General features: G+C 42.7%; 21 protein-coding genes. 12 read left to right on the top strand and 9 right to left on the bottom strand.

The window, feature by feature from the left end; all coding sequences use genetic code 11:
- Positions 1–117: 117 nt before the first annotated feature.
- From G3352_RS23310 to G3352_RS23335, 6 genes are all read left to right on the top strand, one after another.
- Entirely contained in the window at positions 118–1,356 is a 1,239-nt protein-coding gene (locus G3352_RS23310) for a saccharopine dehydrogenase family protein (protein ID WP_091001908.1), read from the top strand.
- 1 nt (position 1,357) lies between these two features.
- Positions 1,358–2,485 (top strand): carboxynorspermidine decarboxylase, encoded by a 1,128-nt coding sequence (gene nspC, locus G3352_RS23315; protein WP_163760493.1) that lies wholly within the window; start codon positions 1,358–1,360, stop codon positions 2,483–2,485.
- A gap of 329 nt (positions 2,486–2,814) precedes the next feature.
- Positions 2,815–4,290: a spore germination protein gene (locus G3352_RS23320; protein ID WP_163760715.1), complete on the top strand. Its 1,476-nt coding sequence runs from the start codon at positions 2,815–2,817 to the stop codon at positions 4,288–4,290.
- 3 nt (positions 4,291–4,293) lie between these two features.
- Positions 4,294–5,388, top strand: coding sequence for a GerAB/ArcD/ProY family transporter (locus G3352_RS23325; protein WP_163760495.1), 1,095 nt, complete (start codon positions 4,294–4,296; stop codon positions 5,386–5,388).
- Positions 5,385–6,512, top strand: coding sequence for a Ger(x)C family spore germination protein (locus G3352_RS23330; RefSeq protein ID WP_163760497.1), 1,128 nt, complete (start codon positions 5,385–5,387; stop codon positions 6,510–6,512). The genes G3352_RS23325 and G3352_RS23330 overlap by 4 nt, the downstream gene beginning before the upstream one ends.
- A 111-nt stretch (positions 6,513–6,623) precedes the next feature.
- A complete protein-coding gene (locus tag G3352_RS23335; RefSeq protein WP_076289180.1) occupies positions 6,624–7,496 on the top strand; it encodes a YitT family protein in 873 nt (290 codons plus the stop codon).
- Positions 7,497–7,637: 141 nt separating this feature from the next.
- On the opposite strand, the gene G3352_RS23340 is transcribed toward G3352_RS23335, so the two are convergent.
- On the bottom strand, positions 7,638–8,456 hold the full coding sequence (locus G3352_RS23340) for a MerR family transcriptional regulator (protein WP_163760499.1): 819 nt from the start codon (positions 8,454–8,456) through the stop codon (positions 7,638–7,640).
- 22 nt (positions 8,457–8,478) lie between these two features.
- Positions 8,479–9,018, bottom strand: a complete 540-nt coding sequence (locus G3352_RS23345) for a GNAT family N-acetyltransferase (RefSeq protein ID WP_163760501.1) — start codon at positions 9,016–9,018, stop codon at positions 8,479–8,481.
- A gap of 317 nt (positions 9,019–9,335) precedes the next feature.
- Here G3352_RS23345 and G3352_RS23350 point away from each other — a divergent pair, with 317 nt between their 5' ends.
- Positions 9,336–10,235 carry a cation diffusion facilitator family transporter gene (locus G3352_RS23350; RefSeq protein ID WP_163760503.1) on the top strand — a complete coding sequence of 300 codons (900 nt, stop codon included), beginning with the start codon at positions 9,336–9,338 and terminating at the stop codon, positions 10,233–10,235.
- Positions 10,236–10,331: 96 nt separating this feature from the next.
- On the opposite strand, the gene G3352_RS23355 is transcribed toward G3352_RS23350, so the two are convergent.
- On the bottom strand, positions 10,332–11,195 hold the full coding sequence (locus tag G3352_RS23355; protein WP_099856195.1) for an AraC family transcriptional regulator: 864 nt from the start codon (positions 11,193–11,195) through the stop codon (positions 10,332–10,334).
- Between the two features lie 233 nt (positions 11,196–11,428).
- On the opposite strand from G3352_RS23355, the gene G3352_RS23360 reads away from it, so the two are divergent.
- From G3352_RS23360 to G3352_RS23375, 4 genes are all read left to right on the top strand, one after another.
- On the top strand, positions 11,429–12,649 hold the full coding sequence (locus G3352_RS23360; RefSeq protein ID WP_163760505.1) for an MFS transporter: 1,221 nt from the start codon (positions 11,429–11,431) through the stop codon (positions 12,647–12,649).
- Between the two features lie 428 nt (positions 12,650–13,077).
- The gene (locus G3352_RS23365; protein WP_163760507.1) at positions 13,078–14,289 is read left to right on the top strand and encodes an MFS transporter; all 1,212 of its coding nucleotides are present in this window, start codon (positions 13,078–13,080) and stop codon (positions 14,287–14,289) included.
- Positions 14,290–14,324: 35 nt separating this feature from the next.
- A complete protein-coding gene (locus tag G3352_RS23370; protein WP_163760509.1) occupies positions 14,325–14,684 on the top strand; it encodes a GIY-YIG nuclease family protein in 360 nt (119 codons plus the stop codon).
- A 103-nt stretch (positions 14,685–14,787) separates the two neighbouring features.
- Positions 14,788–15,267 carry a DUF6530 family protein gene (locus G3352_RS23375; protein ID WP_076289188.1) on the top strand — a complete coding sequence of 160 codons (480 nt, stop codon included), beginning with the start codon at positions 14,788–14,790 and terminating at the stop codon, positions 15,265–15,267.
- A gap of 92 nt (positions 15,268–15,359) precedes the next feature.
- Here G3352_RS23375 and G3352_RS23380 read toward each other — a convergent pair whose 3' ends face one another.
- Positions 15,360–15,773, bottom strand: coding sequence for a MerR family transcriptional regulator (locus tag G3352_RS23380; protein WP_076289189.1), 414 nt, complete (start codon positions 15,771–15,773; stop codon positions 15,360–15,362).
- A gap of 178 nt (positions 15,774–15,951) precedes the next feature.
- On the opposite strand from G3352_RS23380, the gene G3352_RS23385 reads away from it, so the two are divergent.
- A complete protein-coding gene (locus G3352_RS23385; protein WP_163760511.1) occupies positions 15,952–16,992 on the top strand; it encodes an NAD(P)-dependent alcohol dehydrogenase in 1,041 nt (346 codons plus the stop codon).
- Positions 16,993–17,667: 675 nt separating this feature from the next.
- Here G3352_RS23385 and G3352_RS23390 read toward each other — a convergent pair.
- From G3352_RS23390 to G3352_RS23410, 5 genes are all read right to left on the bottom strand, one after another.
- On the bottom strand, positions 17,668–18,414 hold the full coding sequence (locus G3352_RS23390; RefSeq protein ID WP_163760512.1) for an SDR family oxidoreductase: 747 nt from the start codon (positions 18,412–18,414) through the stop codon (positions 17,668–17,670).
- 42 nt (positions 18,415–18,456) lie between these two features.
- Entirely contained in the window at positions 18,457–18,852 is a 396-nt protein-coding gene (locus tag G3352_RS23395; RefSeq protein WP_163760514.1) for a cupin domain-containing protein, read from the bottom strand.
- A 21-nt stretch (positions 18,853–18,873) separates the two neighbouring features.
- A complete protein-coding gene (locus tag G3352_RS23400) occupies positions 18,874–19,191 on the bottom strand; it encodes a carboxymuconolactone decarboxylase family protein (RefSeq protein ID WP_163760515.1) in 318 nt (105 codons plus the stop codon).
- 36 nt (positions 19,192–19,227) lie between these two features.
- Positions 19,228–19,959, bottom strand: a complete 732-nt coding sequence (locus G3352_RS23405) for a dihydrofolate reductase family protein (RefSeq protein ID WP_163760517.1) — start codon at positions 19,957–19,959, stop codon at positions 19,228–19,230.
- Between the two features lie 290 nt (positions 19,960–20,249).
- Entirely contained in the window at positions 20,250–21,080 is an 831-nt protein-coding gene (locus G3352_RS23410; RefSeq protein ID WP_163760519.1) for a carbohydrate ABC transporter permease, read from the bottom strand.
- Position 21,081: the final 1 nt, after the last annotated feature.

Raw genomic sequence — 21,081 nt, forward strand, 5'->3', positions numbered from 1 at the left:
TTTGGGGCATTTTTCACCTTGCTTTTTTTGTTGGTTCAGAACGGGCGAAAAGTTGAAAAATGAGAAAAATAATGAAGTTAATTTAAAAAAATTCATATTGGGTTAGGAGAATGGAAAATGGGAAAAGCACTAATCATCGGCGCCGGCGGCGTAGCTTCAGTAGCAGTTCATAAATGTGTTCAAAACAGCGAAGTATTTGAGGAAATCTGCATCGCAAGTCGTACGAAATCCAAATGTGACGATCTTAAAGCGAAGTTGGACGGCGGTAAAACAAAAATTACAACAGCTCAAGTGGATGCTGACAACGTTGACGAACTGATCGCTCTGATCAACGAAGTTAAACCGGATATCGTCATGAACCTGGCATTGCCTTACCAAGACCTGACAATCATGGATGCTTGCCTTGCAACGAAAACGAACTACATGGATACAGCGAACTATGAGCCGGAAGATACGGCAAAATTCGAATACAAATGGCAATGGGATTACAAAGAGCGCTTTGAAAAAGCGGGAATAACAGCGCTGCTTGGCAGTGGATTTGACCCAGGTGTTACTGGTGTATTCTCTGCTTATGCTCTGAAGCATTACTTTGATGAGATCGAATATATTGACATTTTGGACTGCAACGGTGGGGATCACGGCTATCCGTTCGCAACCAACTTCAACCCTGAAATCAACATCCGCGAAGTTTCGGCTAACGGAAGATACTGGGAAAAAGGTGAATGGATCGAAACGAAACCAATGGAAATTAAACGTGTCTATGACTTCAAAGAAGTTGGCGAGAAAGACATGTACCTGCTTTATCATGAAGAGCTGGAGTCCCTGGCTAAAAACATGCCTGGTCTGAAACGCATTCGTTTCTTCATGACATTTGGTCAAAGTTACCTTACGCACTTGAAAGCTCTTGAAAATGTGGGCATGACTTCGATCGAACCTATCGAATACGAAGGCAAACAAATTATTCCGCTGCAATTCCTGAAGGCGGTACTGCCAGATCCGGCGTCCCTTGGACCACGTACTGTGGGCAAAACGAACATCGGCTGCATTTTCAAAGGTAAAAAAGACGGCAAAGACAAAACGTACTACGTTTACAACATTTGTGATCACCAAGAATGCTACAAAGAAGTTGGTTCCCAAGCCATCTCTTACACAACAGGTGTTCCAGCTATGATTGGTGCAGCAATGGTGATGACAGGCAAATGGAACAAACCAGGCGTATACAACGTTGAAGAGTTCAACCCAGATCCATTCATGGAAGAGTTGAATAAATGGGGTCTCCCATGGGTTGAAGATTTCAATCCAGTACTCGTTGACGAATTGCCAGAAGAAGTCAAAGAATCGGAGCTAGTTCGTTAAGATGCGGTTTGAGCAATTACCGACGCCATGTTTTGTTGTTGACGAAGGACTTATCGAAAGAAATCTCAAAATCCTGAACGGTGTCATGCAACGTACAGGAGCCAAAATCGTGCTGGCTCAGAAAGCATTTTCCATGACCACGATGTATCCGCTCATTGGAGAATATCTGAGCGGTGCAACGGCAAGCGGGCTGTATGAAGCCCGCCTGGGTCATGAGGAGATGGGCAAAGAGAACCATGTTTTTGCCCCGGCCTATCGCGAAGATGAGATCGATGAAATCCTTTCGATTACTGATCATATTATCTTCAATTCATTCTCCCAACTTGAGAAATTCAAGGGCAAAGCGCTTCAGGCTGGTCGAAAAGTAGGCCTGCGTATTAACCCTGAATGCTCGACTCAGGAGGGGCATGAGATTTACGATCCATGTTCTCCTGGTTCAAGGTTCGGTGCAAAGCAAGAAGATTTCCGTGCTGAGCTGTTGGAAGGAGTCTCCGGACTGCATTTCCATACCTTGTGCCAGCAAAATTCAGATGATCTGGAAACGACGCTGAATGCGGTAGAAGAGAAGTTTGGACAATGGCTGCCACAAATGGAATGGATCAACTTCGGCGGTGGACACCACATCACACGCGAGGATTACGACATTCCAAGACTGGAAGCCTGCATTAAACGCATGCAGGAAAAATATGGCCTGGAAGTATATCTGGAGCCGGGCGAAGCGGTTGCGCTGAACGCGGGCTTCCTGGTGACTTCTGTGCTCGATTTCCACAAAAACGGTATGGACATTGCCATTCTGGATACCTCGGCAACATGCCACATGCCGGACGTGCTGGAAATGCCGTATCGCCCGCCGCTTATCGGTTCGGGAGAAGCGGGAGAAAAACCTCACCTGTATCGTCTGGGCGGACAAACTTGCCTGTCGGGTGATGTGATCGGCGATTATTCGTTTGACCAACCGCTCAAAACGGGTGACAGATTGGTATTTGAGGACATGGCGATCTACTCCATGGTCAAAACCAATACATTTAACGGCATGCCGCTGCCAGCAATAGCAGTGAAAAGAAAAGATGGCGATTGCGAAGTGGTTCGCGAGTTCGGCTATCAGGACTTCAAAATGAGATTGGCTTAACTTCATTATTTCTTACTTTATACTGCGTTTTCAGACAGAGTGGTCTATTTTATAATAAATCCGTTTCTGTTAGGAAATGATCCAATATAAGACGCTTCCTGTACCAATCCAATTTGGTACAGGAAGCGTCTTTTTTATATTTGACTTGCTGTATATTATTCCTGACTGAAAGGGCCAACGGTTGCATTTTTCTTTACATAAAATAAGTTTGTTTTGTGGACTAACTTTGAAGTAGATTTTAGTGATATGCATATCGTCTCCAATAATCGTCATAATAAGGAAAAGTTGCTGGAAGAAGGGAGGCTAGGGTAGTGGATGAACAATCTGCCATGGACAGGAAAGATGAAAGTATCACCGAAAGTTTAGACGAATCCATCCTTAGAATTGAAGAAATTTTCACAGATACTCCTGATCTGATCATTCGAAAGCTTTATATAAAACAAACTGGAGAACAAGCTACCATCATCTATATGGAAGAATTGACTGACAAAACGTCGCTTAATCATGATGTTCTTGCTCCGCTTCAGCTCGAAACCGGCAACCCCTCCGAAGACTTCATAACAACGGTTGGATATATGAAGCCATATTCCAAGTGGGATGATCTCAAACTTTCCATTATCCTTGGCTATAGCGTACTGTTTATCGAAGGAAGAAGTATTGCCTATGCACTAGATACAAAAGGGTTTCCGCAGCGAGCGATTGAGGATCCTCAGCAGGAGCCATCACTGAAAGGAGCCCATCAAGGATTTATTGAAACCGGTTCTCAAAATATAGCCATGATCCGCCGTTATATCGCGGACAAAGAGTTAAAGCTCAAACGGTATATCGTTGGGAAGCGAGGTCAAACGGAAGTATCCTTGCTTTATTTGGAAGATGTGGCGAAACCGGAGATGATTAAAGTACTCGAAGAACGGATTCAATCCATAGATGTGGATGCCATTATTAACACTGGAGAATTAGCAGAATTTATTGAAGACCAACCCCTTGCTTTACTACCCCAAATCATTACGACAGAAAGACCGGATACGGCCGCTTCTCAAATACTGCAAGGACGATGTGTCGTTGTGGTCGACGGTTCGCCCAGTGTGTTGGTAGCACCTGTTACCTTCATGTCCTTTTTTCAGACGGTTGATGATTACAGTTCCAGATGGTCCATTTCGTCATTTCTTAGGATTTTACGTATCTTTGCCTTTTTCATCGCGATTTTTTTGCCTGGATTTTTTATATCAGTCATTTCATTTCATTTTGAGATTATACCGATGAAGTTGTTATTGACGCTTGGTGAATCAAGGGGCCAAGTCCCATTCCCTCCATTCGTTGAAGCAATCATTATGGAAATCACGCTTGAGATGCTAAGGGAAGCGGGGGTTCGGCTTCCAGCTCCGGTAGGGCAGACCGTAGGGATTGTGGGAGGTATTGTCATTGGGCAGGCGGTTGTTCAGGCTGGGCTGATCAGCAATGTGATGGTTATCGTCGTCGCTTTTACAGCTATCTCATCTTTTATTATTCCCAATCAAGACATGATGGCAGCTGTACGCATCATGCGTTTCATGATTATGGTACTCGCTAACTGGTTTGGGTTCATCGGACTAGTCGTGGGCATGATGACCATCATCGGTCGATTAATAACGTTAAACTCGCTCAATACCTCCTATAGCACACCTATAGCTCCATTTAGAGCTGCGGATTGGAAGGATACATTATTACGGGTCCCGTTGTGGATGATGAACAACCGTCCCGTAAGCACGCAATCACGTCAGTCAAGACGGCAAGGGAAAAGTAGAGGATGGAAGGAGAAAAATTAGCAAATGAAGACTTCTCGTCCGGTAACTATGCTTCAATTCATTCTTATTATTTCTACTTTCCAAATCAGCGTTGCTTTTTTGTCTCTTCCAAGAGAGCTCGCAAGACATGCGGGGACGGATGGTTGGCTAGTGATTTTCTTGGGCTGGGGTCTGGCGACGTTGGCCTCCATAGCGATCGTCAAGGTGATGAGATATAATCCAAACAGCTCAATACTTGAATTGATTCAGCGTTATATCGGCGTGTGGGCAGCAAAAGTGGCTGCTTTTATATTTATGACCTATTATCTGCTTCTGGCATATGACGGTTATATGATTGCTTCACTTGTCATTAAATTATGGTTGTTGCCAAGCACATATATCTATATTCTTGTCCTGCTGCTGCTCATACCCACATTTCAGATTGCGCAACATGGTTTCCAGGCGATTGGGCGGTATAGCGAAATTGTCACGATGCTCTCCGTTTGGATTCCGTTCATTTATGTATCTACGCTGAGTCATGCCCATTGGCTCTATTTACTGCCCATCTTTAAAGAGGGATGGTTTCCGGTTCTTTCATCCATAAAATTTATGATCTATCCGATGCTTGGCATCGGTTTAGTTTTGTTTCTCTATCCCCATCTAGTTAACAAAGAAAAGGCATTGCCTGCCATGATGATATCAAACACGCTTACTTGCATAGTTTACTTGGGAATCACCCTGATTTGTTACGTGTATTTTAGCCCAGATGAGATCGGGGAGTATAACGACCCGGTGATTAGCATTATGAAGTCCATTGAATTCCAGTTTATTGAGCGGGTGGAAGTGCTATTTATTGCATTTTATCTGTTTGTGTTCTCATGCATATGGATTCCCTCCATGTATCTTGTGTCGAAGTGCTCTGCATCGCTGATGGGAAAGGGTCAGGAAAGATACCACCTTGCAGTGTGGTGTGTTGTCATTGAAATTAGCTTTTTCCTCTATCGGCCTAACTTTATCGAATCAGCCCAAATAAACTACGCACTTAATTACATTGGATTTATGATGGAGTTTGCTCTGCCTGCGGGCATTCTTTTGTATGTAGCAATTCGCAAAAAGATGGGACGGGGGCGAGACTTATGAGATTGGGCGTAAAATTCATGATCTCGAGTGTTTTTTTTATTTTAATGGCTGCGCTCGCAGGTTGCTCAAACGACAAGACCAATTTAGAAGATGCAACGGTCCCATTGGCACTTGGTTTGGATGTCATAGATAAAAAGCTCCATTATTATATATCTGCACCTGTATTCAGTAAAGACATTCAAAAGAAAAGCCGTGAAGGGGGAGGAATAGCAGAAGGTTTAAGACAGTCGAGGAATCAGCAGGATGCCCAATTTCCGGGTTCACTTGCCGGACGGAATTTTCAAGTCATTATTGTAGGAAAACAATTGCTTCAATATAAGGATTGGTTTAAAGTGCTTGATGTCATATTCCGCGATCCTCGCAATACGATTACCGATCGCATCGTTGCTTTTGATGGTTCTATTGCGGATATTTTTCAGTTTCAAGCAAAAGACCAACCGCCGTTACCTTTATTTGTAAAAGCGATTGTTGATTCAGGCAGTAGTAGTTCAGCTACTGTGAAAACAACCGCTCAGGAGCTGCATAGACAATTGAATGACCGAGCGATGACGCCTTCCATCTCGGAGATCAAGATCGAAAATAACAAGATCATGCTAAAAGGAACGACTCTTTTATCCCAAAAAGGGCAATACAGAACTTCTCTGTCTTATCAGGAAACGTCACTTCTTCATATTTTGAAAAATCAAGCTGAGCCAGGGGTCAGTCTCACTTTTCAGGCTGATGATCTACAACAATCAATGCCATTTAACATCGACAAAGTGAGTTTTTCTTTAGGTGACATTTCCGTAAAAACTAAATCCTCTCATAAAAATGGCAGATTTCAATACAAAATTAAAGTAAAGTCGATCATTAGTATAACTGAAAAGTTTCTTGAATTTGAACTTTTGGAAAATTCCGAGGAAATGGAAAAGAAATTAAGTGAGGAAATGAAAAAAAGCATAGAGTCGCTCATCAAAAAGTGCCAGGACTATGAAATCGATCCTTTCGGGTTTGGATTTTATGCCAGGGCATATCAATACCCCTTATATAAGGAAGCGCAGTCCAACTGGGGGGAAGAACTATCCCAAGCTGATTTTGATGTAGAAGTTGATCTTCGAATCGGCGCCACTGGAGCTGTGGAGTAATTGATACTATCAACAGAAGCAGTCCTGCTAATAAAGATTATTAATTTGCCAAAATAGTGATATTTATTATAGACTATTTTTTATCGGTTAATTGTCCAAGGGGGAAAAGGAATGAATCAAAGGAACGTGCAAAAATCGAACAAACTGAAAATCATCTCCAAAGTATTATTGATTATGATCGGGGCTTTTATCACCTCATATGGTCTGGAAGCCGTATTAATTCCAAACAATGTATCAGACGGTGGTGTGACAGGTCTTAGTATCGTTGGTTCACAACTGTTTGGTTTACCACTAGGGATGCTGATTGGTATCATCAACATTCCATTTGTATGGTTAGGTTACAAACAAATAGGTAAGAGCTTTGCTATTTACTCCATTATCGGTATTGCCTCGCTAGCTGTTGGTACAAGCCTTATGCACCATGTACCCACGATTATTCAAGGGGATACACTGTTAATTACCGTTGTGGGCGGGATTATCATCGGTTTTGGTATGGGTTTAGCGCTGCGTAATGGTGGGGCATTGGATGGAATCGATATGTTGGCTGTCCTGCTTTCACGCAAATTACCTTTTGGAACAAGTGATCTAATCTTATTCTTGAACATGTTTGTCTTTATTGTCGTATCAACTGTATTTGGTCTACAAGGGGCGATCCTGTCCGCACTTGCTTATTACATCGCTTCCAAAGTGATACATATCGTTGAAGAAGGTTTGAGCGGCTCCAAAACCTTTAAAATTATCACCAATCAACCGGAGATCATGGTCGAAACCATTCGTGACCGATTAGGTCGTGGAGCAACCTATACCGATGCTTACGGTGGTTATTCCAATGAACAATTCAAAGAGATTACCTGTGTAATCAACCGTATGGAAGAAAGCAAAATCAAGGATATCATTCACGAAATTGATCCCAATGCTTTCATTGTAGTGTACGACGTAGCCGAAGTGAAGGGCGGCAATTTCAAAAAGAAAGATATTCACTAATCACTACAATGAGTTGGAGTTACTGTCGCAGAGAAAAGGATTTAACATACAAAAAGTCGCTAATTTAGCGACTTTTTTTGTTATAAGGGTAGAAGTTATGGTATCAAGTCGTATCCAATAACTTCTACCTTTAGGAGTTCATCATTCTTTGGCAATCCGCAACTGTATTTCGGTCAGAAATTGCTCGGTAATGATCGTATCACGATTATCAATTTCATAGATTTCAAAAGGATCCCCCATTACACAGAGCCCTTTTTCATTCGCATAAGCAACGACCTCAAGCATTTTTTCATGACTTTGACGGTAGTTCCCCCGATAAAAAAGGGAAAGATACTCACCAGCTGGCAGCATGTAATCGTAATCGATCGTTCTGGCTTCGTCAGGATTAAAGATAAAGAAGACGGAGTTAAAAACATCCCTCACGCCATGTTTTAGTTCCTCAAGAGACACGGATGCACCATATAATTGGTTTCCAAAGTCCGGAATGTGACTTTTATGTTTTTGATGCAGCTTCTTAATGGCATAGTCCATCTCCTCATCCCGAGTTATGCGTGTATTGAGCTGCAGACACGGCCGGTCAGGATACGTTTTGATAGAGAAAACTCCTGTCTGAATTTTGCTGGCATCAGTTAATACCTTGATTCTGCCTTGAATAATACGTTGCGTAGTTTCGAGCTTGGCTATTTGTTTCTTAATCAGTTCCTGTTCAGTCAATAACAATTCAAGCGTATTTTCGACACTTTGCTGATCTAAATACGCTTTGATCTGTTGCATGGTAAAATCCAACTGGCGCAGGTCCCGGATGATGTTCAGCTTATACATATCCTGAAGGCTATACAGACGATACCCGTTACCGTCTCGCCGAGGCACCAGCAACCCTAATTTTTCGTAATAACGCAGTGCGTCAACACCTATTCCGTAAAGCTTCGAAATTTCATTGATTTTATAATCGTTTTTCATCGTTTTTCTTCCTCATTTGTACTTAGCTATTATATGCGTGCACGTATGCTGAAGTCGCGCCATACACTTCCTTATACAGCAATTTTCTCACCATTTCAAATTGTGTCGGGGTCAACTTTTCCGGATAACTCATGATCTGTAAAGGTAAGGTTTGCTGCCTGACAGCACGAAGGGGCGGCTGAACATATGAATGGTCCCCCAGGCAGAATCCCAGGCGCTGATAAAATCCGATCCTTCTCCGCTTTAACTCATCTTCTGGTAATTCAACTTCCAATATAACCGGCTTGGGGGACTGGTTCATGAAACGCTCCATTAACCGCTTGCCTATGCCGCCTCCACGAATGTTCGGGGAAACGGCCAAATGCTCAACATATCTGAACGACTCGAACTCCCAGCCTGCGAGAAAGCCAATCACTTCATTCTGCTTATTTTCCTCTGTAAGAAGGCGATAGCATGAATGGGACAACAGCTTCTTCTGTTCTGAATATTCCCGATATTCGGCTTCGGGAAACGATTGCTTCATAATTTTAAACACTTGGTCAAACTGTTTTTGCGACATCATCTTAAATCCACTCCTGATTCGTAAAGCCATATTTGTTATACATCACGATAAACCCTGGTACGATACCAGAGTCAAGCCATATGACGAAAAAGGTGGGGCAGAGCACAGTGAAGAGGAGCATTGTGAGTGGATAAAGGGGGCGATTCACAATATCTAAAAGTTTACTTATCGCAACTTTTTTTGGCCGAGGTCAAACTCTTTCGTTGTACAGACATTGTTTTACTTGGTTCAAAACGTTTCTCTAGACCCACACAACATCGTGATGATACCATCGTAAAAGTGCTAGAAAACAGTTGGGATCAGGGGGATTACGTTTAGTGGAGCAAATAAAGTATGACAACTTAAAATTGGGTGAAAAGGGAGCAATCATCAGTATTATTGCTTATATTTGTTTGACTGCAATCAAAATGATTATCGGTTATATGTCTAATTCTGAAGCTTTAAAAGCCGATGGGTTGAACAATGCTACCGATATTATAGCTTCGATCGCGGTTCTTATCGGTCTGAGACTTGCTCAACGACCTGCTGATAAAGATCATACATACGGACATTGGAAAGCAGAGACTGTTGCCTCACTGGTTGCGTCTTTCATAATGATGGTAGTTGGGCTACAAGTGCTTTACGGAGCGATTACATCCGTCTTCCAGGGGAAAAGCGAATCTCCGGACATCATGGCAGCCTGGACAGGCATTTTATGTGCCGCTGTGATGTATCTCGTTTACAGATATAACAAAAGACTTGCTTTGAAGATCAAGAGCCAGGCGGTTATGGCAGCTGCAAAAGACAATATCTCTGATGCCTGGGTTAGTATAGGGACCGTTATAGGGATTATTGGTTCACAATTCGGCCTACCATGGCTCGACCCATTAACAGCTGTAGCAGTGGGCTTTCTAATATGTAAAACCGCTTGGGACATTTTTCGTGAAGCAACACACCATCTTACAGATGGATTTGACGAAGAGCTAATCAAGGAATACAGGAGTACAATTGCCAGTGTAGATGGCGTAGAGGCGGTTAAAGACTTAAGAGCCCGGAATTACGGTAATAATGCCGTTGTCGATGTGGTAATTCTGGTACGATCGGATTTGGATCTTCAGAAAGCTCATGATATTTCAACAAATGTAGAAGACGAATTGTTAAGGGAACATGAGGTATACACTGTCCATGTTCATGTTGAACCAGACTCGGATGAAGCCCCTAATGAAGCACTTCAATGATAAAACATGAGTGGAAAATATTAGGACTTGCCGGTACACATGGACATACTCTTATTGACGTATGACAAAACAGGTAGCCCTCAGGCTACCTGTTTTTTAGTTGGAAGGGTCACCGAACATGTCTTTTTGGTTTCTTTTGCGGAAACTTCTCGGAGATTCACCGACTGTTTTGGTAAATAGAATCGTAAAGTAGTTTGGGTTCTCGTACCCAACCAACTTGGAGATTTCCCATACTTTTTTCTTGGTTGAAACCAACAATCGGGTCGCTTCTCCCATTCTTCGCTGAATGAGGTAATGATAAGGGGAGGTACCGTAGCAATTTTTATACATATGAATCAAGTAATAGAAGTCGATATGGAATTGGTCAGCCAAGTCTTTCAGCTTAATATTTTGACGATAGTTGGTGTCCAGATAATCTTTGATACTTTCAGCGAGGGTATTGCTTCGAACGATCTCATTTGCTGTGCGCTGATGGTGAGACATGCGATTGATAATCAGCAAAACGGCATTCAACAGATGATGAGAGATAGAGTTGTATCCTTCTTCCCGGATTGAAAATTCATTGAACATGGTCTGCATTAACGAACGGATCTCTTCGGAATAACGATTGGCACGAACAACTGGATCACTACCAGGTGGAACAACCCAATCATTGTTGACACGAGTACCCTCTTTGAAACGAAAGCCGCAATAAAAGGTGGATAAAGGGAATTCCGGGTCCGATCTTTCCTCGTGAAGAGTTCCCTTATTGTATACAAGAACATCTCCCTTTTGAGCCGAGTGCTTTGTCCCATCAATCGTGAACGAGCCCTGACCCTCATTAACATAAATAATCTCATGCAAATCGTCATGCTTATGGGTGGGAAAACTCCAATGGGGATTATCTGCCAACTTCCCTACATAAATAATAATGCAATCTTGATCCTCATGCAGTCGGTCTGGCTCATGGCGTGTATTCATTAATGTCTTCCCTTCAATATTCTGTGGTGAAATGACAACATACATAATGTTTTGGGTGAAGATCACAACAACCTTGATTGCCGCTTAGCATGTCTGACAGTACAATTTCACTATTCAATAATATGTACTATATATCGAATTGAAGGGATGTGAAAGCAAAATTTGTTAAGAATGGAATCTATTTAAGAAAATGAAACGCTTGCAACATTAGAGAGAATTGTGAGGGCTTATTATTGACTAGAAAAAGAGAAAATTTACTTATTTTAACACTTACATTGGTTAGCTTTGTATTGGGAACAACCGAATACGTAATCGTGGGCGTATTGAAGGAAATCGAAACCTATATGAAAGTATCGCTGGCTGCCGCAGGCGCGCTCGTATCCGGATTCGCCATTGCCTATGCGATCGGAACACCGTTTGCCGTTGCTTTCTTGGCCAAAATTCCCCGAAGAAACTCCATTTTAATCGGGTTTGCAGTCGTGCTTGCCTTGAACGTATTTACCATTTTCTCAACGACGTTCTATTCCTTGATGGTTATTCGGATCGTTTCAGCCGTAGCATGCGGACTTACGATATCGCTTTCGATCTCGATTGCAAGCGATGCAGTTAACCGGGAACGGAGAGGGGAAGCGATCGCCTGGATACTCGGTGGCTTTTCCATTGCTAATGTACTTGGCGTCCCGCTCGGAACCTTCATCGGACAGCATCTGAACTGGTCCATGACGTTTGTTGTTACAGCATGCATCGGGGTCGTGCCATTCATATTCATGTTCCGGATTCTTCCGCGACAAACTACGACCATTGCTGGTTCATTCAGTGATCAAATGGCGCTATTTATGAAGCCGCGCATATTGCTGGCCTGCTTGATTCCGGTTCTTGGAAACAGTTGTATTTTTGTAATTTTTACTTATATTACTCCTTTGCTGGGGAACTCCATGGGTGTATCTGCACGTTGGATTAGCGCTGTACTCCTCATCTACGGTGCCTGCAGCATACTGAGCAACTGGATCGGTGCCAAAATAGCCAAAGGAGATTTCTTACCCAAGCTTAAATGGCTTTTCGTCATTCAAGCTGCAATCTTTCTGGGACTCAGCTTCACCGTGTCTCACCTGTGGCTGGGCTTGGCGTTCCTGTTCCTTATCGGTTGCCTGTCATCAGCGATGAGCGCGGCGTCCCAGCTCTATCTGTTCGACGTCTCCGGAGCGATCGCGCCGAATTCCAGACCATTTGCGTCCACATTGCTGCCCGTGGCAGCAAACGTGGGGATAGCACTCGGCTCCGGAATAGGCGGGCTTGCTGTCAATTTAGGTGGTGTGAATTGGGTGCCACCAGTAGCTGTGATACTAGCTCTGATGGCTTTTGTGATCACAGCGATCTGCCAGCGGTCCATTCAATTGAAGCCGGAGGGAGCCACTGCTCCTAAAGTAGACTATTCGATTCCAAGTCCCAATTAGTTGCCCCTGAAGTCTGCTTCTTTGGTCTACAAGTGTGACTATTCATTGAGTAAGCAAATTGAAACGACATAATCATACATGTTCGAGCACGGAAAGCCGCTAAATTAGCGGCTTTTTTTGTTTTTTCGGATACATTTCTAGCACAAATATTATTGTGAAAACAAGCTGTGCAACACCTTTTTCCCATGGATCACTTTTTTGTTCAAAGACAGAAGTGAAAAGGAAGCATTCAAAAAAACGGTTGACGAAGAAAGATATACTGTATAGAATGAAGCCGTAATTTAGTAAATTAGTAATTTAGTAAATTACTAAATAAAATAGTTGGGGAATAGGAGGAATAAAATGAAAGAAACAGTTGCTTTATGATGGAATGAATAGTGAACGGCTGCGCAAGTTAGCAAAAATCTTAAAGGATATGGGGTATTAACATGTTTGCCAATCCATATGTTCGAACAATTATCCTTTCCCGGGTGCTCTTGCAGCTCGGAATTTGGATCCGGAATTATGCGGTTCTTCTTTATGTTTCCGAATTGACGCATAATAATCCGGTTGATATTTCACTGATTTCGGTAGCGGAATTTTCACCGATCTTTATATTTGGCCTGATTGGCGGTACCTTTGCCGATCGATGGCGGCCGAAAAAAACAATGGTATGGAGCGATTTATTATCAGGTTTGTCCGTTGCCGTTGTATTGTTTGCGGTCATGAATGGTGGATGGATTGCACTTCTGATTGGATCTTTCGTTTCTGCCAGCTTGTCACAGTTTTCTCAGCCTTCCGCGATGAAACTGTACAAACGGCATGTACCAGCCGAACAATTGCAGGGCGTTATGGCGATGTCCCAAACGCTTGTTGCTGTCTTTATGGTTTTGGGGCCAGTCATCGGCACGTTTATTTTCATTAAGTTTGGCATTAGCGTATCCCTCATCCTGACAGCGGTCATGTTTCTGGGCTCTTCGTTTGTATTATTATCGCTTCCCCGAGATGTAGAGGAGGAGAAATCAGGGAATAGTGGCGGCTTCGTTAAAGAGCTCACGGATGGCCTGCGTTATATCGGGGCGAATAAATCCTTGAGAACACTTGGATTAACTTTCTCGGCAGTCGGCTTGGCATCAGGACTGACACAGCCGCTTCAGCTCTTTCTTGTCATTGAAAATTTGGGTCAGGACAAAGAGTTCTTACAATGGCTGGTGATGGCGAATGGGGCGGCCATGTTGGTAGGAGGTGCTGTAATTATCACGATCGCTAAAAAAGTAAAGCCACAGTTATTGCTCTTAGTCGGCTTACTTGTTAATGCCATCTGTACGGTTGGAATGGGCGCATCAACACAAATCTGGTTAACCATTAATTTCCTCGTAATCAGCGGTTTGTTCTTCCCGTGTATCCAAGGTGGGATTCAGACGCTTCTTGTACGAAATACGGAAGGTGCATTTATTGGCCGGGTGTCCGGAACGATCATGCCGATTTTTATGGGAATGATGGTGATTGGAATGCTTACCTCCGGATATCTCAAGGATACGTTTTCCCTGCTTAGTGTATTTATAGCGAGTGGTGTTTTTGTGATGATCGGTGCGCTATTATTGCTACCTATTGTCATTGAAAGAAGAAATAAAGTTGCCGAGGAAACTCCATCACTATGACGGAAAGAGAATCGAAACGATAAGGAGAGAGAGACATGGATATGAATAAGCGCAGGGAGCTGTTGGAGGAATACAAACAGATCAAGACGTATATGGGCGTAGCCCAAATTAAAAACAAAGTAAACGGAAAAATCTATATCGACAGCTATCCCAACTTGAAAAACAAATGGTTTACTCTACAGATGCAGCTAGATCAAGGACGATTTGCAAATGCCCAGCTGCAAAAAGAATGGAGAGAATTCGGAGAAGAAGCATTCACTTACGAGGTACTGGAACAGAAGGACATCGACAAGGTGACGGATATGCGTTGGGAACAAAAACAAATCCTGAAGCCGTGGCTTCAGAAGTTACAGCCTTACGGAGACAAGGGCTATAATAGACCTCCAAAGAATTAAATCATGGATCAGGAAACTGATTTGACTAACGGTTAAAATCAAGATAAGATGAAACCGTCGTTTAGTAAATTAGTAAAAAGGTAAACGGAATGAGGGAATGAAATTGAAAATACCTACAACATTAAAACATAAACCTGTTGTCGTATCGGATAATTATGAAAAGGTTGACGGCCGAATGGCCGGAAACACGGACGCAAAAGGCCTTTCCCTGGGATTAGCCCAGTGGAACGATAGAGGAAAGGTTGATATTTCAGCCAAAGTATGGAGATACACCGGAGAAAAGTGGTCCAGACAATCTGAGGAACTGCCTCTCCATCGCGTGCTGGATTTGTCCATTCTGATTTGTCGGTCTTTGGAACATTTTCGGGAGGCCTATAGATATGAGAATTTATATGACCCAGAGCAGCCTGTCATCGATCGTGTTGGCCTGCAAGGGGATGCAATGTCCGTGGAGATCTGTACGGACAATGAGAGAATTAATGAAGATATTAAACTGTTCAGCCAAGCTCTGAGTGATGACGATGAAATGATTGGCGAGCGTTTGCGTACATTATCCAAAATATTAAAAGATATGGGTTATTAACAGGAAAACGTCATGCTAAAGTGGATTGAGCAAAAAGAGCCTAAACGTCTATAGATGTTTAGGCTCTTTGTTATGAGTTGAAAATAACGTATTTAGTTAGCAATGAAATTCCCCATTCGATTGCTTTTATGAATCTCTTCCGTTCCAGCATCGAGAGCAGTCCTGTAATATGCACGTTTATGTTCAATAACTTCCATAGTCTTTCTAAGTTCTTCCATTTGCGCTTCTACACTAGCCTTTCGTTCGGTAAACATGTCATATCGCTCCTGCAAGGTGGAGTCACCCTCGGAACACCATGCAATAAAATCTTTGATATCCTTGATCGGCATCCCGGTAGATTTCAGACATTGAATGATCTTCAAAAAATCGATGTCTGATTCTTTGAAGTTTCGAGCTCCGCCAGGGGTACGTTCTACAAAGGGCATGAGTCCTTCCTTGTCGTAGTAACGTAATGTATATACGGTTAGATTCAATTCTTTAGCAACTTCGCTAATTGAATATGTCATTTATGTTCCCCTTTTCGTACTAATATAGACTTCGAGCTAACTCTAACTTCTTTTGGGATTTTACCACGCAGGTTGTGGGATGTCAAAATTTCAAAAGACATTTGACCTAGAGTTAACTAGAGGGATTAAGATAGTTTTGCAAGAGAAAGGAAGAATGACAATCTTAGGAGGTTTTATGATGATAACTGCTAAAGCACGAGCTGTTGACGGTCCGGACCAATCATTCCGGGCGGCTGAGATTAAACGACGCGATCTGGATTTGCACGATGTCCTGATCGAGATTAAATATGCCGGCATTTGCCACTCTGACATCCATACTGCTCACGGCGAATGGGGCCCTGTAAACTATCCGCTCGTACCTGGACATGAGATCGCAGGAATTGTTACCGATGTAGGAGCTGAAGTTTCAAAGTACAAAGTTGGTGACCGAGTAGGGGTTGGGTGCATGGTTGACTCCTGTGGCGAATGTGAGAACTGCCGCCAAGGAGAAGAGCAGTACTGTCTCAAAGGAAATGTTCCTACCTACGCGGGTGTTGATAAGTACGGCGAACCTACACAAGGAGGGTACTCCACCCACATCGTCGTAACCGAGGAGTTCATTGTTCGTATTCCGGATAACATCGAGCTGGATGTCGCTGCACCTCTACTATGTGCAGGTATTACAACATACTCGCCGTTAAATCATTGGGGAGCGGGACCAGGTAAAAAAGTAGCGGTTGTAGGTCTGGGTGGACTGGGTCATATGGCTGTCAAAATTGCACATGCCATGGGCGCAGAAGTAACTGTTCTGTCACAATCATTGAAGAAAAAAGAGGATGGTTTTCAATTTGGGGCAGATCATTATTATGCCACAAGTGAACCTGATACGTTCGCAAAACTCGCCGGGTCTTTTGATCTGATTATTAACACGGTAAGTGCAAATATCGACATCAATGCTTACTTCTCACTGCTCACTCTAGATGGTACGCTGGTTAATGTGGGTGCTCCTGGAGAGCCGTTGTCAGTAAACGTAATGTCCCTTATCGGTCACCGTCGCTCATTTGCAGGTTCAATGATCGGGGGCATCCGTGAGACTCAGGAAATGCTTGATTTCTGTGCAGAACATAGTATCGTCCCTATGATCGAAGTCATTTCAGCTGACCAAATTGACGAGGCATACCAACGTGTATTAGCTTCAGATGTGAAGTATAGATTCGTAATTGACACTAGCACAATTTAAATTGTTTTAAAGTAGTTGGTAAAGACAATTACCATTTGATTTATAACTAGAAATTAGAAAATCCAATCGCTCATATCATTGCGATTGGATTTTCTTCTATTCGGATGAAGGAGACTGAATTGTCAAAGAATCTATCTTCCAGGTACACAAGCAATCGGGCTGGTGAAATACGGGTATAACGTAAGTGCTACTGACATAAGTCCTGATTTTGTAAAAAGAGCTGAGAAAGAAGCCGCGACCCGCGGGGTAAACTATAACTTTCAATCGGAATGGCTTGTTCATAGCTACGATAAGAGATTACGATGTATTGGTAAAAGAGAAAACATCAACCACGCAACCGCGTGTTTTAGATGAGGGGAAGAGGATTGTTTTTCAGGTATGGGATTGGGCCGAAGAGGGGAAAACGTATACGACAAACCAGTTTATTGTGCAAAAATGAATGGTGAATGAAAAACTAAACATGATAGCACACAGTACAGAGCATTGTTGAAAGAAGATATAAACAACGTATTAAGTGCGACTGGTTTATGGATGTAGAGTGGCATTTCCCTGCGGACACGGGTTATTACCAGCCTATGGTGACAGCTCGGAAATTGTAAGATTAATATGTAAAAAGGAACGAAGCAGCCTCGATAAGAAGAGTGCATTCATTCCTTTTTTCGTGAATCAATACCATTAACCCACTTGAACGGTTGGGCGAATGATCATTTCGTTAATCGCTACATCCGATGGTTGCTCAATTGTAAATGCGATTGCACGTGCGATGTTATCTGCATCAATAGCAGATTTGTAGAACTCATCTAAACCTGCTTTGGACTCAGGGTCACTTGTCGTTTCCAGTAACTCGCTGCTAACAGCGCCTGGAGAAATATTGGTGACTCTGATATTTGTGCCGCTCATGGCTTCTTCCTGGCGCAAGCCTTCGGAGATGGCTGTAACGGCATGCTTCGTTCCACAATATACAGTTCCACCCGGATAAATGTTATGACCGGCAACAGAGGAAAGGTTCAAAATATGACCTGATTTTTGTTCTCTCATGGACGGAAGAACTGCTGCAATAGCATAGAGGACACCCTTAATGTTTACATCGATCATGTTGTCCCATTCGTCAATTTTTTTCTTGAAAAGAAAAGCTTGAGGCATGATGCCCGCATTGTTGATTAGAACATCAATTTTCCCAAATTCGCTTAGTGCATATTCAGCCAAATCTTCCATTTGAATTTGCGAAGTCACATCTGTTGGTTTGATAATAGCGTGGCCGCCATTGTTCTGAATTTCTTTTTGCAATTGTACTAAACGTTCTTCCCGGCGAGCTGCCAATACCAGCTTGGCTCCTTTCGAAGCAAGAACTTTCGCGGTAGCTTCTCCAATTCCACTAGATGCGCCCGTAAGAATTACAACTTTACCTGCAATATTAGACATATTCGATTTCATTCCTTTCATTTAAATACAGATTCTTTCGCCTTAGAGCGCGTTGTACCACGCATCATTCACAGGTTCTAACCATTCCGTTTGTCCAGGTGTCATAGCCAGATGCACAAACCAGCTTTCGGCCGTTGCGCCATGCCAGTGCTTAACGTTCGGAGCAATATTTACAACATCTCCGGTTTTTAGCAATTGTGCGGGTTTACCTTCTTCCTGATACCAGCCTTCACCACCTGTAACAAGTAACACTTGACCTACAGCGTGTGAATGCCAATTATTGCGTGCTCCTGACGCGAAAGTGACATTTCCAATGCTAGTGTTTAGTGGAGTTTCATCTGTAAAGACCATCTCCAGATACGCGTCTCCAATAAAATTGGCTTCTACTTTTTTTCCCAGCGGGAAGATGGTGCTGTTACTCAAATGTTCGTTTGTCATAATGAATTCCTGCTTTCTATTTTATTTATAAATATCTTTTGCAATATTGAACGCAGACCATGCCTTAGGCCAGCCCACATAGAAGGAAAGGTGAGTAATCATTTCAGACACTTCATTACGAGTTACTCCATTTTCCTTTGCTTTATGAAGGTGTGGGGTTAATTGTTCGAAATTTCCACCTGCAATAAGTGCAGAAACGGTAATCATACTGCGATCACGACTAGATAATTCTTCTACTCTTGACCATACCTCGCCAAACAGAATATCGTCATTCAATTCTGCAAATTTGGGCGCGAACTCACCCAATATATCTCGTCCAGCAGTTTGTTTTTTTTTCATAGCTATGTGATCCTCCATTCGTTGTACATTTAAGAATTATTTAGAATTTCCTTCTACTCGATAAGTCATCCACAATCCGTTATGTTCCATTTGTTCGACTCTTATCAATTCAAAATGAGAGGGGGAGGTTTCTTTGGAACTCGAACCTTTCTCAAAGATGGTCAAAGCCGGAGAGCTTGCCTCTGCAAAAGGAACGAATATGAGACTCAACTCATCAATCAAACCTTCGTTCAGGAAAGAACCGTTCAAGACACCGCCGCCTTCAAGCAATAATCGATCAATGGAGAACAATGCCTTCAGTTTTTTTACAACCGTCACAACGTTCAGCTCTTTCGTTCCACCAAAGATATAAGAGATGCGCAATTTCTGTAGATATGCGAGATAAGCATCGGAAACTTCTTCAGTCAGGACTTCAATGATGTGATCCTTTGTTCTGTTGCCATTCTCTTCGGATATATAGTTGTGGTTCCAAGCCAATTTGCCGTGTGGATCTACAGCGATGGCATAAGTTTCAACGTCTTTCTGCGCAACATAGTCCGTTCGAGGAATGGGGGACTGCTTGTCTTGATTGGATGGAGGATTATATTCATGTGCAAAATGCTCCTGCATCGTGACTCGTCCGCACATCCAAGCATCACATCCGTAGCGGTCATGAATACGTTCATACTCATTAATGAAGTAGGTTGACCGATCATCTTCCAGAAAATCGCCGATAATTTTGCCATCCAATGAACTAAGCATATGACAAATCATATAGGGTCTGTCCATCGCAGCATCTCCTTTCGACATGAATGGATTGCAGGGGATAAAGTGACTGTTATCCATTATTGTAGTAACACTGATGTGTAATTTAAATTTACATTCATACAATAATGAACATCTATCTATTATTATATAAGGGAGAATTGTATAATCAATTGTTAGATTCATTGAATTTGTTCAGAAATAAACAAAGAACTGTGTATTGTAAATAAACGTCAAGATAGTATGACAAAAAAACGCCTTGGGAGTTGATTTCCCAAAAGCGTCCTAAGTTTATTTCTATTTAAATACCATGGTCACCCTTTGACTGCTCCCGCAGTAAGTCCGCTAACGATATATTTCTGTCCAAACAAGTAGAGGATAAACACAGGAAGTGAAGTCAGTACAAGATTTGCAAAAATCAAATTCCAATCGCGGCTGTATTTGCCGTAAAAATTATAGATCGAAAGCGGCATCGTCCATGTTGAACTATTCGTAAGGAAGTACACCGGAATCGTAATATCATTCCATACGGACATAAACACCATGATCGCTACCGTTGCGTTAACGGGCAGAATGAGCGGTGTAACAATACGGAAAAACACACCGAATACGCTGGCACCCTCCAGAAATGCGACTTCGTCCAGTGCTTTCGGAATGGTTTTAATAAATCCGCTGTACAAAAATACGCTAAAAGCGGTATTAAGCGCAGCGTAAATCAGGATGACACTTGATATGCTGCCGTAAAATCCCAATCCCTGTACGACCCGAATCGTCGTAATGATCGACATCGGCGCAATCAGTCCCATAAAAAAATACATATATATTGTGTTTGAAAGTTTTGTGTCCCGGCGTGCCAGAATGAAGGATGCTGCTGAGGAAGCCAAAATGTTGATAATGGACGAGATCCCCGTAATCCAGATGCTGTTCAAAAATGCTCGGGACAGACCGCCTTCTTCAAATACTCGGACATAGTTTGAAAACTGCCATTTATCCGGCAAACTCAAGGAGAAGCTGAGTACTTCAGCGCTCGTTTTAAACGAACCTAATATTAGAATCACCAGAGGCAACAGAATGAGCAGAGAGGCGAGGAGCAGAAATCCTTCAACAACATAGTTGCGAATAGCGAGTTTGCGTGTATATCCCATG

It is taken from the genome of Paenibacillus sp. ALJ109b (assembly GCF_010747435.1).
GTDB lineage: Bacteria > Bacillota > Bacilli > Paenibacillales > Paenibacillaceae > Paenibacillus > Paenibacillus taichungensis.

Coding starts and splice junctions, on each gene's coding strand:
- G3352_RS23405 (WP_163760517.1), bottom strand. CDS start 19,959: ATGGACAGACCCTATATGATTTGTCATATGCTTAGTTCATTGGATGGC.
- G3352_RS23390 (WP_163760512.1), bottom strand. CDS start 18,414: ATGTCTAATATTGCAGGTAAAGTTGTAATTCTTACGGGCGCATCTAGT.
- G3352_RS23380 (WP_076289189.1), bottom strand. CDS start 15,773: ATGACATATTCAATTAGCGAAGTTGCTAAAGAATTGAATCTAACCGTA.
- G3352_RS23320 (WP_163760715.1), top strand. CDS start 2,815: ATGGACAGGAAAGATGAAAGTATCACCGAAAGTTTAGACGAATCCATC.
- G3352_RS23345 (WP_163760501.1), bottom strand. CDS start 9,018: ATGATGTCGCAAAAACAGTTTGACCAAGTGTTTAAAATTATGAAGCAA.
- G3352_RS23410 (WP_163760519.1), bottom strand. CDS start 21,080: ATGGGATATACACGCAAACTCGCTATTCGCAACTATGTTGTTGAAGGA.
- G3352_RS23325 (WP_163760495.1), top strand. CDS start 4,294: ATGAAGACTTCTCGTCCGGTAACTATGCTTCAATTCATTCTTATTATT.
- G3352_RS23330 (WP_163760497.1), top strand. CDS start 5,385: ATGAGATTGGGCGTAAAATTCATGATCTCGAGTGTTTTTTTTATTTTA.
- G3352_RS23395 (WP_163760514.1), bottom strand. CDS start 18,852: ATGACAAACGAACATTTGAGTAACAGCACCATCTTCCCGCTGGGAAAA.
- nspC (WP_163760493.1), top strand. CDS start 1,358: ATGCGGTTTGAGCAATTACCGACGCCATGTTTTGTTGTTGACGAAGGA.
- G3352_RS23365 (WP_163760507.1), top strand. CDS start 13,078: ATGTTTGCCAATCCATATGTTCGAACAATTATCCTTTCCCGGGTGCTC.
- G3352_RS23355 (WP_099856195.1), bottom strand. CDS start 11,195: ATGAATACACGCCATGAGCCAGACCGACTGCATGAGGATCAAGATTGC.
- G3352_RS23310 (WP_091001908.1), top strand. CDS start 118: ATGGGAAAAGCACTAATCATCGGCGCCGGCGGCGTAGCTTCAGTAGCA.
- G3352_RS23370 (WP_163760509.1), top strand. CDS start 14,325: ATGGATATGAATAAGCGCAGGGAGCTGTTGGAGGAATACAAACAGATC.
- G3352_RS23400 (WP_163760515.1), bottom strand. CDS start 19,191: ATGAAAAAAAAACAAACTGCTGGACGAGATATATTGGGTGAGTTCGCG.
- G3352_RS23335 (WP_076289180.1), top strand. CDS start 6,624: ATGAATCAAAGGAACGTGCAAAAATCGAACAAACTGAAAATCATCTCC.
- G3352_RS23385 (WP_163760511.1), top strand. CDS start 15,952: ATGATAACTGCTAAAGCACGAGCTGTTGACGGTCCGGACCAATCATTC.
- G3352_RS23340 (WP_163760499.1), bottom strand. CDS start 8,456: ATGAAAAACGATTATAAAATCAATGAAATTTCGAAGCTTTACGGAATA.